Source organism: Pseudomonas sp. McL0111, assembly GCF_052567255.1.
This window is the reverse complement of the sequence record NZ_CP199585.1, coordinates 3,472,699-3,487,596: the sequence shown is the minus strand read 5'-3', so window position 1 is coordinate 3,487,596 and position 14,898 is coordinate 3,472,699. Positions and strand designations below refer to the sequence as shown.

The 14,898-nt window shown below is 59.1% G+C and carries 14 protein-coding genes; 5 read left to right on the top strand and 9 right to left on the bottom strand.

Annotated elements, in window-relative coordinates; translation table 11 throughout:
* Positions 1-2: 2 nt before the first annotated feature.
* Genes ACTWLJ_RS15920 through ACTWLJ_RS15910 form a run of 3 tightly spaced genes read right to left on the bottom strand, consistent with a single transcriptional unit; the run spans position 3 to position 2,271 of the window.
* The gene (locus ACTWLJ_RS15920; protein ID WP_122844743.1) at positions 3-908 is read right to left on the bottom strand and encodes a 5'-nucleotidase; all 906 of its coding nucleotides are present in this window, start codon (positions 906-908) and stop codon (positions 3-5) included.
* Positions 909-931: 23 nt separating this feature from the next.
* Positions 932-1,888, bottom strand: coding sequence for a putative 2-dehydropantoate 2-reductase (locus ACTWLJ_RS15915; RefSeq protein WP_445177514.1), 957 nt, complete (start codon positions 1,886-1,888; stop codon positions 932-934).
* On the bottom strand, positions 1,885-2,271 hold the full coding sequence (locus ACTWLJ_RS15910; protein ID WP_401213486.1) for a thioredoxin family protein: 387 nt from the start codon (positions 2,269-2,271) through the stop codon (positions 1,885-1,887). Before ACTWLJ_RS15910 ends, ACTWLJ_RS15915 begins: the two co-directional genes overlap by 4 nt.
* Between ACTWLJ_RS15910 and ACTWLJ_RS15905 the strand changes: the two genes are divergently transcribed.
* Complete coding sequence (locus tag ACTWLJ_RS15905) at positions 2,270-2,713, top strand: PilZ domain-containing protein (protein ID WP_401213489.1); 444 nt, start codon at positions 2,270-2,272, stop codon at positions 2,711-2,713. The two genes, ACTWLJ_RS15910 and ACTWLJ_RS15905, sit on opposite strands and share 2 nt — an antisense overlap.
* 149 nt (positions 2,714-2,862) lie before the next feature.
* Entirely contained in the window at positions 2,863-3,939 is a 1,077-nt protein-coding gene (locus ACTWLJ_RS15900) for a 3-deoxy-7-phosphoheptulonate synthase (RefSeq protein WP_401213492.1), read from the top strand.
* 65 nt (positions 3,940-4,004) lie between these two features.
* Here the strand turns inward: ACTWLJ_RS15900 and ACTWLJ_RS15895 are convergent, their stop codons facing one another.
* The gene (locus ACTWLJ_RS15895; protein ID WP_003226804.1) at positions 4,005-4,286 is read right to left on the bottom strand and encodes a GNAT family N-acetyltransferase; all 282 of its coding nucleotides are present in this window, start codon (positions 4,284-4,286) and stop codon (positions 4,005-4,007) included.
* 639 nt (positions 4,287-4,925) lie between these two features.
* Between ACTWLJ_RS15895 and oprI the strand changes: the two genes are divergently transcribed.
* A complete protein-coding gene (gene oprI, locus ACTWLJ_RS15890) occupies positions 4,926-5,177 on the top strand; it encodes an outer membrane lipoprotei OprI (RefSeq protein WP_003199355.1) in 252 nt (83 codons plus the stop codon).
* Positions 5,178-5,302: 125 nt separating this feature from the next.
* On the opposite strand, the gene ACTWLJ_RS15885 is transcribed toward oprI, so the two are convergent.
* The 3 genes from ACTWLJ_RS15885 to ACTWLJ_RS15875 all read right to left on the bottom strand — a co-directional run bounded on the left by ACTWLJ_RS15885 (position 5,303) and on the right by ACTWLJ_RS15875 (position 7,411).
* Positions 5,303-6,274: a L,D-transpeptidase family protein gene (locus tag ACTWLJ_RS15885; protein ID WP_445177513.1), complete on the bottom strand. Its 972-nt coding sequence runs from the start codon at positions 6,272-6,274 to the stop codon at positions 5,303-5,305.
* Positions 6,275-6,454: 180 nt separating this feature from the next.
* Entirely contained in the window at positions 6,455-6,748 is a 294-nt protein-coding gene (locus tag ACTWLJ_RS15880; RefSeq protein ID WP_007955656.1) for a hypothetical protein, read from the bottom strand.
* Between the two features lie 57 nt (positions 6,749-6,805).
* Positions 6,806-7,411, bottom strand: coding sequence for an arylesterase (locus ACTWLJ_RS15875; RefSeq protein WP_445177512.1), 606 nt, complete (start codon positions 7,409-7,411; stop codon positions 6,806-6,808).
* 10 nt (positions 7,412-7,421) lie between these two features.
* Between ACTWLJ_RS15875 and ACTWLJ_RS15870 the strand changes: the two genes are divergently transcribed.
* Together ACTWLJ_RS15870 and ACTWLJ_RS15865 are read left to right on the top strand one after the other, a co-directional pair.
* On the top strand, positions 7,422-8,105 hold the full coding sequence (locus tag ACTWLJ_RS15870; protein ID WP_401216708.1) for an ABC transporter ATP-binding protein: 684 nt from the start codon (positions 7,422-7,424) through the stop codon (positions 8,103-8,105).
* On the top strand, positions 8,105-10,609 hold the full coding sequence (locus tag ACTWLJ_RS15865) for an ABC transporter permease (RefSeq protein WP_445177511.1): 2,505 nt from the start codon (positions 8,105-8,107) through the stop codon (positions 10,607-10,609). The genes ACTWLJ_RS15870 and ACTWLJ_RS15865 overlap by 1 nt, the downstream gene beginning before the upstream one ends.
* Before the next feature lie 48 nt (positions 10,610-10,657).
* On the opposite strand, the gene greB is transcribed toward ACTWLJ_RS15865, so the two are convergent.
* Both greB and ACTWLJ_RS15855 read right to left on the bottom strand, forming a co-directional pair.
* Positions 10,658-11,134, bottom strand: a complete 477-nt coding sequence (greB, locus tag ACTWLJ_RS15860) for a transcription elongation factor GreB (protein WP_445177510.1) — start codon at positions 11,132-11,134, stop codon at positions 10,658-10,660.
* Positions 11,135-11,250: 116 nt separating this feature from the next.
* A complete protein-coding gene (locus ACTWLJ_RS15855) occupies positions 11,251-14,880 on the bottom strand; it encodes a transporter substrate-binding domain-containing protein (protein ID WP_445177509.1) in 3,630 nt (1,209 codons plus the stop codon).
* Between the last annotated feature and the right edge of the window lie 18 nt (positions 14,881-14,898).

Here is a 14,898-nt window from a genome sequence, read left to right as displayed (position 1 = left end):
CTTTAGACCGACGGCTCGTTGCTGATGCCGTGAGGCACATGACCGGTGGCAACCACCTCGCGGGCAAGCTCGCAGTGACCGGCCTGATCATCGAAAAACACATCGGCGGCAAACGCTTCGAGAAACGCCGATTTGGTCAGCCCGCCGAGGAACAGCGATTCGTCGAGACGGATGTCCCACTCGCGCAACGTGCGGATCACTCGCTCATGGGCCGGCGCCGAACGCGCGGTCACCAATGCGGTGCGGATCGGGCAATCGTCGTCGGGAAACTCGCGTTGCAGCAGATTGAGTGCGGCGAGGAAGCCCTTGAACGGCCCACCGCGTAACGGCTCGCGGGCCGATTCGCGCTCCTTGGCCTGGAACGCTTCCAGCCCGCCGGACTGATAAACGCGCTCCGACTCATCGGAAAAAATCACCGCGTCACCGTCGAAGGCGATGCGCAGTTCGTCGCTGGCAGCACGGCTGGCGCCACCGGACAAAATCGTTGCGGCAGCAAATCCGGCATCCAGCGCGGCGCGCACATCTTCGGCATGGGTCGACAAAAACAGATCGCAACCAAAAGCTTTCAGATACGGATAAGGACTGCGCCCGCCGACAAACGCCGCACGGGAAATCGCCAGACCGTAATGGTGGATCGAGTTGAATACGCGCAGGCCAGTGTCGGCGCTGTTGCGCGAGACCAGGATCACCTCGACCCGCGCACGCCCGAGGCGGCTGTTCAGGCTCAGGAGTTTTTCCACCAGCGGGAAGGCATCGCCGGGCGCGAGAATCTCGTCTTCGTGCTCGATCTGATATTGCCGATAGGCTTCGACGCCACTCGACAGGTAAACCTTGTGACTCTCGCTCAGGTCGAACAGGGCGCGTGACGAAATCGCCAGCACCAGTTTGTCATCGATGTTCTTTGCCATGCCTTCCCCCCGGAGCGACCGGCTCAGGTGTTTCGTCGGTCGATAAAACGCAGATTGCGATACAACGCTTCGATACGCGGCAACTCACAGCCCGCCGCTTTGGCCGCCGCCAGTGGCCGGGCGTAAATCGCCTCCAGCTCCAGCGGTCGTTTATGCAGGAAATCGTGATACATGCTCGGCCAATAGTCGGGCATTTTCTCGGTCATCATGAACAGATATTCAGCGTAGCCCGCTGGCATGTCATGACCACAGGCCTTGGCGCCCTGCACCACTTCGGCCATCAACGCCTGAATCGAGGCGCGGCTGTCAGCGTCTGCCATCAGCGGTGTGGTACTCGCGCCGAGCAACACCGAGAGACCGTTGTAAGGGATATTCCAGACCAGTTTCTGCCAGCGCGCCTGATGCAGATTGGGCATTGCCTGGGAATCGAGACCGGCGGCGCGGAACAACCCGGCGCCCTCCTCGACCAGCGCCATGCGTGCAGCGTCATCGCTTGCCGGGCCGCTGTGGTAACCGACGTTTACCGCTCCGAGCGCCTGATGGGTAATCTGGCCCGGGCCTTCGCGGTGCACGCAGATCAGGCACAGGCCACCGAGCAGATGCAGGGAGTCCGGGAGCAGTTCACGCAAGCTGTCTTCGACATCCAGACCGTTTTGCAGCACCAGCACTTTCGCTCCGGGCTTCGCCGCCTGAATGATCGCAGGCGCAAGACCGGCGCTGCTGGTGGTCTTGGCGCCGATCAGCAGCCAATCGCACGGTGGCATATCTTCGGCTGACGAATAAGCCTGCACCGGATCAAGCGTCAGCTTGCCGTGTACCGCGCTGTCCACTTGCAGACCGCGCTCGGCCACTGCCGAAAACTCGCTGCGCAACAGAAAATGCACATCGAATCCGGCCCGCGCCAGCATCAGGCCGTAGAACCCGCCGATTGCGCCGGTGCCGATAATCCCGATCACCGGTTTGTTGACTGCTCCCATCATGGCAACTCCTCTGCAATTCGCCCCAACGCCTGTGCCAGCGCCGCGTTCAACGCGTCGGCCGTCAGGCGTGTATGCAATGCACCAAAGAACTCGCCGTCGCGCACTACAAACAGCGCCGGCAAATGAAAGACCTGATATCGCTCCACCAGACCACCGTTGTTACCGGCGTCGATCCAGCACAGCCGATCCACTGTCAGGGCGAACCCCGGCAATACCTCGCGGGCGAATCGGCAACTGGAGCAGCCGACACTGGTGAAAATCACCAGCGAAATGCCGCTCATCGCCAGTAGTCGCTGATCGGCGTCGAAGTCGGTCAGTTCCGATTCGACCACTATACTGGGGGAAACAATGTCAAATGGCCGACACAGGGAGTCTGTGCTCATGGGACGTTTTATTCCTCATCCGGAAGATGTGCCCGTCGAATTAACGTTACTCAAACCTGAGTGTATTTCCAGGCAACAGCTGCACACTATCAGCCTCGGCGGTATCGCTTGCAATTACCACCGCGCCTGGCGCCACGGCACCGCGTTGCAAGTGCGCATGCCGACCCTCAATGCCGACATCTGTTATCCGGGTTATGTCGCCTGGTGTCTGCGCCGTAAAAAAGGTTATCTGGTGGGGATCGCGTTCACCGATGAGCAGACGCTGTTCAGTGCGCGCATGGGCGAACAGGTATGCCAGATCGAACGTTTTTGTCGCCTCAACGATGCGCACGATGACTTGCAGGACATTCAGGCACTGGCCCTGCAATGGGTCGAGCAGCACGCCGACGAGTTCTCCCACGACTCCATGCGCAAGGCTTTTGCGCAACCGGTGCTGGATTAACCGGCGCCAAAGCCCCTAAACAGTTACTTGCCCATTGTCGAGCAGGCGCCTAACGCGCTAAGGTTCCGCTCCCCGACGCGCTTAAATCTGCTGTGCTCCGCCGCGCGGGGATCGCTGGCGGCCGGCACCCGTGACCTGACGAGTAAACGATGGCTGATTTACCGATCAACGACCTAAACGTCGCCTCCAACGAGACCCTGATCACTCCCGATCAGCTCAAGCGTGATATCCCTGTGAGCGACGCTGCCCTGCGCACCGTCACCAAGGGCCGCGAAGTCATTCGCAACATTCTTGATGGCACCGACCACCGTCTGTTCGTAGTGATCGGCCCGTGCTCGATCCACGACATCAAGGCTGCTCACGAATACGCCGAACGCCTCAAGGTGCTGGCGGAGGAAGTCTCCGACACCCTGTATCTGGTCATGCGCGTGTATTTCGAGAAGCCACGGACCACCGTCGGCTGGAAAGGCCTGATCAACGATCCGTACCTCGATGACTCGTTCAAGATTCAGGACGGTCTGCACATCGGTCGCCAGTTGCTGCTGGATCTGGCCGAAAAAGGCCTGCCGACCGCCACCGAAGCCCTTGACCCGATCTCTCCGCAGTATCTGCAGGATCTGATCAGCTGGTCGGCTATCGGCGCTCGCACCACCGAATCCCAGACTCACCGTGAAATGGCTTCCGGCCTGTCCTCGGCCGTCGGCTTCAAGAACGGCACCGACGGCGGCCTGACTGTGGCGATCAACGCCTTGCAGTCGGTCTCCAGCCCGCACCGTTTCCTCGGTATCAACCAGGAAGGTGGCGTGTCGATCGTCACCACCAAAGGCAACGCCTACGGCCACGTCGTGCTGCGCGGCGGCAACGGCAAGCCGAACTATGATTCGGTCAGCGTCGCCCTTTGCGAGCAGGCACTGAACAAGGCGAAGATCAAGCCGAACATCATGGTCGATTGCAGCCACGCCAACTCCAACAAGGACCCGGCCCTGCAACCGCTGGTGATGGAAAACGTCGCCAACCAGATCCTCGAAGGCAACCAGTCGATCATCGGCCTGATGGTCGAGAGTCACCTGAACTGGGGCTGCCAGGCGATTCCGAAAGACCTCGCCGATCTGCAATACGGCGTGTCGATCACCGATGCCTGCATCGACTGGTCCGCCACCGAGAACACCCTGCGCAGCATGCACGCCAAGCTCAAGGATGTTCTGCCGAAGCGCCAGCGCAGCTGATACGCGATTTGCAGGCATAAAAAAACGCCGGGCATTGCCCGGCGTTGTTGTGTGTGGCGTATGGCTCAGATCTTCGCGGCGCGGCGCTGATGACGCTCCATGTAGCGCTCCACGTAGGAGCACGACGGAATCACCGTGTAGCCCATTTCTTCGGCGTATTGCAGCGCGCTTTCGGTCAGTGCTGCCGCGATGCCTCGACCACGCAGTGCGTTGGGCACGAACGTGCGATAGATATCCAGAGTCTGTTTCCCCAGATCCATATAGGTCAGGTAGGCACGATGACCGTCCACATTGGTCTCGAACTGATGACCAGCCTGGTCATGGTGGATGGACAACGCCTCGCTCATCACTACTCCTCGCGGGTCTTGAATTCTGACCCCTACCTTACCGATGTTTTTCCGGCGAAGGAACATCTACGCCACCCCGTGCCTGCTGGACACCGAGAAGAACACACCGATCTCGCGTAACCGAGCACGTGCTAAATAGTAGGCACCATTGGCGAAAATGCTCAAGGTACGCTCGTCATCATGCTCGTTCGCAGGTGGTGGTTCCGATAGACGCAGGGATGGTCGGGTAAAAAGATCTTCCCGAACCGCTCACCTGAACATTGCCGGATGTTGAGACTTAAGACGCAGCGTCTTTTTTAAAGTCACCTCAACATGGACAAAGAATAGCCAGGACGCGACGACACATGGGTACAGAAGTATAGACGAATCCATCTAGTCGGACTTTATTCCGACCTGTAAAACAATTGTCGGCACTGGGAACTTTTCTCGCGTGGCACGCTCAGCTCGGGGCTCACAGCGGAGTATTTTTTTAACAGGCCGGTTAAAAAGTTGCTCGAAAAAGAATCAGCGCCTACAATTTTTTTTGCTTCTTGCGCTACGTCAGTTTACTTACTACAAGTAATGGGTAGTATGTACGCCGGCTATTTCCTCAATCGGAGGAGACAGCCACTTAATTGAAAGTCCTTGAAGGGGAACACGATGAACAACGTTCTGAAATTCTCTGCTCTGGCTCTGGCCGCAGTTCTGGCTACCGGTTGCAGCAGCGCATCGAAAGAAACTGAAGCACGTCTGACCGCTACTGAAGACGCAGCTGCTCGCTCCCAGGCTCGTGCAGACGAAGCTTACCGTAAAGCTGATGAAGCTCTGGCTGCTGCTCAAAAAGCACAACAGACTGCTGACGAAGCTAACGAGCGCGCTCTGCGTATGCTGGACAAAGCTAGCCGCAAGTAATAATCCCTCGGGATTGTTATCAAGCCGACCCATTTTTTGGGTCGGCTTTTTTATTGCCCGCACTTTTGTCCGGGCAATAAAAAACCCGTCGACGCATCACGCATCGACGGGTTCTGGATCTGACCTTACTGTTGCAGATCGATCGGCGCGCTCGAAACAATCGGCGCCGACGTGTTCGGCGTAGCGATTTCGGTTGGCAGACCATCTTCGGCCGCCACTACATCACGCACCACATCCCAGTTCATCCGCAGGTTGTTGGTGATGTCTTCACGCTTGAGCATCGCGTTGATCACTGCTGTGTGCTTGTCGACCACCGACGGGTTGCCCTTGTCGTCGATCGGCGTGTGCGCTTCCAGATAGATCTTGCCGCCACTGCGACCGAACTTGTAGGCATCGTTGAGGATGCGTACCGAGGTACCGACCGGGACCATGCCGGCCATTTCCAGTACGTTGTTGTTGAACATACGGAAGCAGCCGTGGCTGGTGCGCATGCCGATGCCGAACTTCTTGTTCGAACCATGAATCAGATAACCCGGCGTGCCCAAGGTGAACTTGAACGGTCCCAGCGGGTTATCCGGGCCAGCTGGCACCACGTTCGGCAACGGATCGCCATCAGCGGCGTGCTCGGCCTTGATCGAAGCCGGCGGCGTCCAGGTCGGGTTCGGCGTCTTCGCGGTAATCGTGGTGTGCGCGATTGGCGAGCCCCAACCCTCACGACCGATACCCAGCGGGAAGGTGTAAACCACGTTCCGGCCTTTCGGGTAGTAGTAGAGACGATATTCGGCGAGGTTGATCACGATGCCTTCGCGCGGGCCCGGCGGCAGAATGAAACGCGTCGGCAGGACGATTTCAGTCCCGGCGCCCGGCAGCCAGGCATCGACGCCCGGGTTGGCCGCAACCATTTCCGAATAACCCAGATCGTAGGCAGTGCCCAGATCGGCGAAGGTATCTTCGTATTTGGCTTTGATCACCTGTACCTGGCCGATGATGTCTTCACCGGGTGGTGGCAGGGGAAACTCCAATGCAGCAACGGGACCGGCCACACACAGGGCGGCAAGTGACAGGCAGCGGGTGACGGCAGGAAAGCGCGGCAACATCCGGAAAATCCTTCGCATGATCAACAAGGGTATAAGAGCGCGATTGTACACCGCACCTTGAGCATTCGGGGAGACACGCCGATAGACCGTGCCTTTAGCAAAAGATCGCAGCGTGCCGCAGCTCCTACAGAGAAATGCATTCCAATTGTAGGAGCTGCCGAAGGCTGCGATCTTTTGATTTTAGAGCTCGAAGCGCAACTCAGGCCAGATCGGTGACGTGCCGCGTTTTTGCGACTCCAGAATCGCCCGGCACAACGAGCACAGACGCTGATCCTGGAACACTCGCCGATCCACGCTCGACCAGCGTGGCTGCGCCGGCAGCAGACTGCCACACAGCGTGCGGTCCGCCGAGCCGCCGAGTTCGAGCTGACGCGTCACCAGATGCACCCGCACTTCCTGGCAGGCGAACAGATCCAGCTGCTCGTCAGGCTCGATCAGTTGGTAGGCAAACAGGGACCAGGCAGAACGCGGCATTGGGGGCTCCAAATAAGGGGGCGCCACATTAGCCGAAAGCCTGCCTGTAGAAAAGCCTTACAACAGCGGTTTTAGCGTCGGCCAGACATTTTCCAGCAACTTGCCCTGAGCCCCGACCGCCGGGTGCAAGCCATCGGCCTGCATCAGGTCCGCGTGGCCGCCGATTCCGTCGAGGAAAAATGGTACCAGCGGGATTTTTTTCTCGTCGGCGAGTTTGCCGTAGACCTCGGCGAAAGCGTCGGTGTAGCGCTTGCCGTAGTTAGGCGGCAATTGCATGCCGAGCAGCAGCACTTTGGCGCCAGTGGCGCGGGAGCTGTCGATCATCGCTGCAAGGTTTTGTTGCAATTGAGCGGGCGGCATTCCGCGCAGGCCGTCGTTGCCCCCCAGTTCGAGGATCACCAGTTCGGGTTTGTGCTCTGCAAGCAGCGTCGGCAGGCGTGCCTGGCCTCCGGCACTGGTGTCGCCACTGATGGAGGCATTGACCACTTTATCGTCGAAACCCTCCTGTTTGAGCCGTTGTTCGAGCAACGACACCCACCCCAAGCGGGTATCCAGTCCGAAACCGGCGCTGATACTATCGCCAACGATCAGGACTGTACCCGCCGCTGCGTTCTGGGCCATGCACATCAAGGCCAGGCCAGCACTCAAAAACCACACACGCATCGGATTCTCCATGGGCGCAAGCATTCTCACCGCGAAGAACCTCAGCAAAGTGGTTCCCAGCGCGGAAGGTGAACTGACTATCCTGCACGAACTCAGCCTGGAACTGAACAAGGGCGACAGCCTGGCCATCGTCGGCGCGTCCGGTTCCGGCAAATCCACCCTGCTCGGCTTGCTTGCCGGCCTCGACTTGCCGAGCAGCGGCGAGGTCATCCTCGCCGGGCAATCCTTGAGCAACCTCGATGAAGACCAGCGCGCGCGGATACGTGCCGAGCACGTCGGTTTCGTCTTTCAGTCCTTCCAGTTGCTCGACAGCCTCAATGCGCTGGAAAACGTCATGCTGCCGCTGGAGCTCGATGGCCGCAAAGACGCCCGCGAGCGCGCCACCGAATTGTTACAGCGTGTTGGCCTCGGCCAGCGCCTGACCCATTCGCCGCGTCAGCTCTCCGGTGGTGAGCAGCAACGCGTGGCGATTGCCCGGGCGTTTGCTGCCGAACCCGACGTGCTGTTTGCCGACGAACCGACCGGCAACCTCGACAGCCACACCGGCGAGCGCATCAGTGATTTGCTGTTCGAGTTGAACAAGGAGCGCGGCACCACGCTGGTGCTGGTGACCCACGACGAACGCCTGGCGCATCGCTGCCGGCGCCTGATCCGACTTGAAGCCGGGCTGATGGTCGCCCCTCTGGAGCCTTGATGGCACGTTTGCCGCTGTTGCGCCTGATCAGTCTTGCCCTGCGCCAACTCATGCGCGATGCCCGCGCAGGCGAGTTGCGGGTGTTGTTCTTCGCCTTGGTCGTCGCGGTGGCGGCGAGCACCGCTATCGGCTACTTCGGCGCCCGCCTGAACGGCGCGATGATGCTGCGCGCCACCGAGTTTCTCGGCGCTGATCTGGTACTCGAAGGCAGCTCGCCGGCTCGTGAAGAGCAAATCCGCAGCGGCACCGATTTACACCTGACTCACGCTCAAGTGGTGGAGTTCTCCAGCGTCATTGCCACCGACAACGGCATTCAGTTGTCGAGCATCAAAGCCGTTGATCGCGCCTACCCATTGCGCGGCGAGCTGAAAAGCGCACCCGCACCCTTCGCTGAAGAAACCGCTGGCGGTGAACCACAACCCGGTGAAGCCTGGGTCGAGGCACGTCTGCTGACTGCGCTGGACCTGAAGACCGGCGACAACATCGACGTCGGCATGAAAACCCTCAAGCTGACCCGGGTGCTGACTTACGAGCCGGATCGCGCCGGCAACTTCTACAGCCTGACGCCACGGGTAATGATCAACCTCGACGACCTCACGGCGACCGGCGTGGTCCAGCCCGGCAGTCGCGTCAGTTATCGCGAACTGTGGCGCGGCGAGCCGCAAGCGCTGGAAACCTATCGTCAACTGATCAAGCCGGGACTCGCACCCAACCAGCGAATTCAGGATGCCCGCGACGGCAACCGACAGATTGGCGGCGCGCTGGGCAAGGCCGAACGCTATCTGAACATGGCCAGTCTGGTTGCGGTGCTGTTGGCCGGCGTGGCGGTGGCGCTTTCCGCCAACCGTTTTGCCAGCCGACGTTTCGACGCCAGCGCCCTGCTCCGCTGCCTCGGCTTGTCACGTCGGGAAACCATGCTGTTGTTCAGTGTGCAGCTGGCCGTGCTCGGCCTGCTTGCCGCCCTCAGCGGTGCGATTCTCGGCTGGCTGGCGCAATTGGGCCTGTTCGCGCTGCTGCATGATTTATTGCCGAGCGATGTGCCTGCGGGAGGACTGTTTCCGGCCATCGCCGGGATCGGCACCGGTCTGGTAGCGCTGGCGGGGTTCGCTCTGCCACCGTTGGCTGCTTTGGGTCGGGTACCGCCATTGCGCGTATTGCGCCGTGACATGTTGCCGATTCCGTCGAGCACGTGGATGGTCTACGGCGCAGCACTCGGTGCGCTCGGCCTGATCATGTGGCGCCTGAGCCTCGACCTGCTGCTGACTTTCGCCCTGCTCGGCGGTGGCGTGGTCGCTGCGCTGGTACTCGGCGGATTACTGCTGTTGCTGCTTAACAGCCTGCGGCGGATGCTCGCCCGTGCGTCTCTACCTTGGCGGCTCGGTCTGGGTCAATTGCTGCGCCATCCACTGGCTGCGGCGGGTCAGTCGCTGGCCTTCGGTTTGATTCTGTTGTCGATGGCGTTGATCGCCCTGTTGCGCGGCGAACTTCTCGACACCTGGCAAAACCAGTTGCCGAAAAACGCGCCCAATTATTTTGCCCTGAACATTCTGCCGGCAGACAAACAGGCGTTCACCGATCATCTGGTCAACGTCTCGGCCCAAGCCGCGCCGCTGTATCCGGTAGTCCCCGGACGATTGGTCAGCATCAATGGCGAAGCAGTGCAGCAAATCGTCAGCAAGGATTCGGCCGGCGACCGGGCGATCCAGCGTGACCTGAGCCTGACCTGGGCCGCCGACCTGCCTGTCGGCAACAAACTCACTGCCGGTTCATGGTGGACCGAACAGCCGACGGACGATATTCCCGGCGTGTCGGTGGAAGGCAAAGTCGCCGAGAGTCTCAAGCTCAAACTTGGCGATCATCTGATCTTCAATGTCGGCGGCGTCAATCGCGAGGCCAAGGTCACCAGCCTGCGGGACATCAACTGGGATAACTTCCAGCCGAACTTCTTCATGATCTTCCAGCCCGGCACCCTGAAGGATCTGCCGGCGACCTACCTGACCAGTTTCTATCTGGCGCCCGGCCACGATCAGCAGATCGTCGAACTGTCGCGGGCCTTCCCGGCCGTGACCATTCTTCAGGTCGAAGCCCTGCTCGAACAACTGCGCAGCATCCTCGCTCAAGTCACGCTGGCGGTGGAATATGTGCTGTTGTTTGTGTTGGCGGCAGGCATGGCGGTGCTGTTTTCCGGGTTGCAGGCAACACTGGATGAACGCATTCGCCAAGGTGCGCTGTTGCGCGCATTGGGGGCCGAGCGCAAGTTGCTGGTCAAGGCGCGGCGCATCGAGTTCGGCCTGCTCGGCGCGGTCAGCGGTTTGCTCGCAGCCATCGGATCGGAAGTGGTGAGTCTGGTGCTGTATCGCTACGCCTTCGATCTGCCGTGGCATCCGCATCCGTGGCTGCTGGTACTGCCATTGATTGGCGCGGTGCTGATTGGTGGCGCGGGGGTGTTTGGTACGCGGCGGGCGTTGAATGCGAGCCCGCTAACGGTGTTACGCGAAGGTTGAAAGCAAGCCATTACCGCGCTGATCCCCCGAAGGTGACGCGCGGTTGCCTCAAGGTTTGGCGTAAACGATTTCGTTGATCCACCACAGCACTTCGCCGGATGGCGTCTGCACCACAGCTTCATCGCCTACTCGCTTCTTCAACAGCGCACGAGCCATCGGTGAATCAATCGAGATGTAATCGTTGCGTCCGTAGATTTCGTCGTAGCCGACAACCCTGAACTTCTTGATATCGCCCGCCTCGTTTTCGATCTCGACCCACGCCCCGAAAAACACTGCGCCTTCCTGCTCGGGTGAATAGGCGACAACCCGCACATCTTCCAGGCGCTTGCGCAGGTATCGAACACGCCGATCAATTTCCCGCAGCAGCTTCTTGTTGTACTGGTAGTCGGCATTTTCACTGCGATCACCCAGCGAGGCTGCCCAAGTGACTTTACGGGTGGTGTCAGGACGTTTCTCGCGCCAAAGGTAGTCGAGCTCTTGCTTCAACGCCTCGTGACCTTCCTTTGTGATGATGTTGGTGCTCAAGTCGGCTTTCTCACTGACGATGACTTCCGCGCAGGCGGGATCGGGTTACAGATGATCCGTTTCAAATGGATCGCACGCAACTATCGGTGACAACGGCGCAATCAACAACCTGCATGTCACGAAGCGACGTTCTGCAACAGCCGATCCTCCAGTGCCTGAAGGCAGGCCAGCACCTGTTTCACCTCGGAGTCATAGGGCAATGAGCCGTTTTTCCCGGCCACGATCTGCTCCAGCGCATGACAGGCATCGCTCAGAGCGGCATCACCCGCCAACTGTGCGCCGCCGCGGATTTTGTGCGCCACGCGAATCAGACCGTTTCGGTCGTCTTCCAGGGTCAAGCGCTGCAGATCGCTGCCGTCTTCGCGGTGAGTCAGGACGATCTGCTCGACCAGAGGCGCATAGGCCTCGGGGCTCAGCAGGCGGATTTTATCCAGTTCACTGCCGGTGTTGGTCGCGGCCAGCGCGCGTCGCTTGCTGGTCTGCGCCACCTCCTCGATTATCGCTGTCAGCGTTTCCATGCCCACCGGTTTGAACAGGCAGCGGGTCATGCCAGCGTCCAGACAACGCTCGGTGATTTCCGATTGAGCATTGGCGGTCAAACCGAAAATCGGGTGCATGCGCATGGCATTTTGTTGCTCGAACTCACGCATTGTTCGGCTCAACTCATAGCCGTCCATACGCGGCATGTTGCAGTCGGTAATGGTCAGATCAAAGGGTGGCTCCGCGCGCATCCACTGCGTCAACGCCGATTCGCCGTCATCGCAGGGCCACGCTTCATGGCCCATGTATTCCAGTTGCCGGCACAGCAACAACCGGTTTGGCGCATGGTCTTCAACCACCAGAATCCGTAGCTTATGACTCGATTGCGGCTCTGGAACCGGGACTGGCGCCTCACTAGGTGCAACCTCGGCCAACTCAGCGTCGAAGGTCAGGGTAAACCGCGAACCCAGCCCTAACTGGCTGTCGACGCTGAGCTGCGCATTCAGCAGTTTCGCCAGACTGGAACAAATGCTCAGCCCCAGGCCGGTGCCCATCGAGCGGTTGGCCTGAGGTTCGGCCTGAACGAACGGTTCGAAAATTTCCTGGCGCTGGATTTCACTCAAACCTTTACCGGAATCACTGATCTGGATCGCGAACCGCGCATGACCGGGTGCAGACTCGCCCGGCAACTCACGCATCAACAACTGAACGCTGCCCTGATCCGTGAACTTGATCGCGTTGCTCAACAGGTTGGAGACAATCTGATTGAGCATCAGCGCATCAATCATGATGCCGTTGTGCTCAACCTCGGTGACCAGTCGATATTCCAGGTTCTTTTTCTGCGCATTGGATTCGAACAACCGATAGATGCTCTGCGCCATCTCGCCCAGGTGCGTAGGCCGTGGCACTGGCTTCATCTCCCCGGCTTCGATTTTCGACAGATCCAGAATGTCGCCAATCAACGACAGCAACGACTGCGCGGACTGGTGCGCTACATCAAGGCTTTCCTCGACCTGCGCCGGGCTGCAACCTTTCATGCGCAACAACTCGATCAGTCCGATCAAGGCGCTGACCGGTGTGCGAATCTCGTGGCTCATGCTCGCCAAAAATACCGATTTCGAACGGTTGGCGTCTGTGGCGGTTTCATTAGCCAGACGCAATTGCTCGGTCAGATGCTCGCGCTCGGTGATATCCAGCCAGCCGCCGATGACACCGATGTATTGGCCATTGAAATTGTGGAACGGCAGAATCCAGTGATACACGCGGTATTGCTGCCCCTGCACCTCGACGTCAAGGTCGTTAAAGGCTGGCTGACCGTGTTTTAGCGTATCCAGGTAGACCTGATGGTAACGAGCATTGAATTCGGCGTTGAACACCTGGCTTTCGACCAGGGTCTTGCCGAGGACTTCCTCACGGGACGTTTCGAAGAAATCCAGATACGCCTGATTACACTGAACCAGACGCCCATGAATATCACGCACATACAGTGCCACCGGCGCACCGTCGATCAACGTGCGACTGAATTGCAGTTGATCCTCGAGATCCTGTTCAGCCTTGCGACGTTTCTGGATCTGCACACGCAGGTAGTAATTCCAGCCGATAAATATCAGCACTAAAATCGCCGCAACAATACCAACGTCAATCACCACATCCTTGTAACTGGCCCACGGGCTGGCCATTGCCGGCGTGACGTTGTTGCGCCAGCGGTCGGTCATGTCCTTGAGTTCTTCCGGGGCGATGGACACCAGCGCGTCATTGATAATCCCACGCAGCACCTCATCGCCGGGTGCCACCGCCATGACGATCATCGAGGAACGCGAACCAATCACCGAAGCGATGTGCAAGTCCTTCTGGAAATGGTGAGTGATGAAATAGTCGGCATTGAACTGAGTGGTGACCGCGCCGTCGACCTCTTTGTCGGCGAGCATTTCAATGCCATGGGTGGCGTTGCGCACAGTGACCTGTTGAATTTTCGGAAAGTACTCTTTGAGCCATCCGGACACCGGATTACCCCACGTCACGGCGACACGCAGGTTATTCAGTTCATCCAGACTACGAATACCCGCCTCGGTGCTGCGGGTGACGACAACCGAAGGCGTGATCACGTACGGACGAGTGATCTGCTCGGGAGCCAGGGACTGATCGCCGATGTTCAACGCCGCAATCAGGTCAACCTTGCGATCCTGTAACTCATCAATCATTTCCCGGACACTGTTGCTGCGCACTATCTCGAAATCCAGCCCGGTCAATTCCTCGATTTTCTTCAGTAGATCGGCGCTCAGCCCTTTCAACTGATTGTGCTCATCAAAGAACGTCATCGGGACGAAGGCGTTGGTCACTGCCACTTTGACTTTCGGGTGACTGGCGATCCAGTCGGATTGCTCCTGAGTCAGATTCAATGTTGTCCGTGGGACAACGAAGCTGCTGCTCAAGCCCCAGCGCGACGTGATTCGCAAAATGCTCGCGACCGGAATGCTCGCCAGTGATTGATTGATCGCGTCCAGCAACTGCGGCTGCGCCACACTGACAGCAAAGTTGAAGTCCGCACAATTGGGCTTGATCGCGTCACCGGCGATAAAAATTTTATTACGGTAGTAACGCGAAATCAGAAACTCGGCAGTCACCGCGTCGGTGATGAATACGTCCGCCTGATCAAATGCCAAGCCGGCAATCGCCGTCAGATATTCGTTGAATTCAACCAAGGTGCTTTTGGGATGCTGCGCATGTAACTGCCCGGCAAATGAATCGCTGGTGGCGATATACGCCAGACGCTCTCCCGCCAGATCAACGGTGGACTCATGGGTCTGATTGATCCGCCGCACGACGACTCGGCGGTTGAGCAAATAAGGCGTGGACGTCGTGAACTGCGGGCTCGGATCAGCACTGGCATCGTTGAGGGCGAGCATGTCAACCTCGCCTTTAGCCATCGCCTGCAACGCTTCGTTGCGGTTCGCATAGCTGATCATTTCCAGCGGCACGCCGAGCGTCTGCTGCAACAGGCCCAGAACATCGGCGGTCACGCCTTCAAAGCCGCCCGGCTCATAGCCGGTGTACATCGGCGGCAGCGCCCTGCCCCAGAAAGCCACCCTGATCGAAGATCGACCATCGAGCCACTTTTGCGTCGGCGCATCGAAGGTAACGGCCGGTGCCAGTTCGGGCGTGCGGACGATGAGCCGGTCGTCTTCCGCAACAGCGGATTGGCTGGCCGCAAAAAGCCAAAGCAGGCAAGCCAACAGACAACAGCGGGTATCAAGCAATGCTTTCAAGTTTTTCTACGTCCGAAA

Bases quoted from the DNA above. Each gene is read 5' to 3' on its own strand.
- ACTWLJ_RS15870 (WP_401216708.1), top strand. From the start codon at position 7,422: ATGGGCGCAAGCATTCTCACCGCGAAGAACCTCAGCAAAGTGGTTCCC.
- ACTWLJ_RS15885 (WP_445177513.1), bottom strand. From the start codon at position 6,274: ATGTTGCCGCGCTTTCCTGCCGTCACCCGCTGCCTGTCACTTGCCGCC.
- ACTWLJ_RS15920 (WP_122844743.1), bottom strand. From the start codon at position 908: ATGGCAAAGAACATCGATGACAAACTGGTGCTGGCGATTTCGTCACGC.
- ACTWLJ_RS15910 (WP_401213486.1), bottom strand. From the start codon at position 2,271: ATGAGCACAGACTCCCTGTGTCGGCCATTTGACATTGTTTCCCCCAGT.
- ACTWLJ_RS15915 (WP_445177514.1), bottom strand. From the start codon at position 1,888: ATGATGGGAGCAGTCAACAAACCGGTGATCGGGATTATCGGCACCGGC.
- ACTWLJ_RS15880 (WP_007955656.1), bottom strand. From the start codon at position 6,748: ATGCCGCGTTCTGCCTGGTCCCTGTTTGCCTACCAACTGATCGAGCCT.
- ACTWLJ_RS15875 (WP_445177512.1), bottom strand. From the start codon at position 7,411: ATGCGTGTGTGGTTTTTGAGTGCTGGCCTGGCCTTGATGTGCATGGCC.
- oprI (WP_003199355.1), top strand. From the start codon at position 4,926: ATGAACAACGTTCTGAAATTCTCTGCTCTGGCTCTGGCCGCAGTTCTG.
- ACTWLJ_RS15895 (WP_003226804.1), bottom strand. From the start codon at position 4,286: ATGAGCGAGGCGTTGTCCATCCACCATGACCAGGCTGGTCATCAGTTC.
- ACTWLJ_RS15905 (WP_401213489.1), top strand. From the start codon at position 2,270: ATGGGACGTTTTATTCCTCATCCGGAAGATGTGCCCGTCGAATTAACG.
- ACTWLJ_RS15900 (WP_401213492.1), top strand. From the start codon at position 2,863: ATGGCTGATTTACCGATCAACGACCTAAACGTCGCCTCCAACGAGACC.
- ACTWLJ_RS15865 (WP_445177511.1), top strand. From the start codon at position 8,105: ATGGCACGTTTGCCGCTGTTGCGCCTGATCAGTCTTGCCCTGCGCCAA.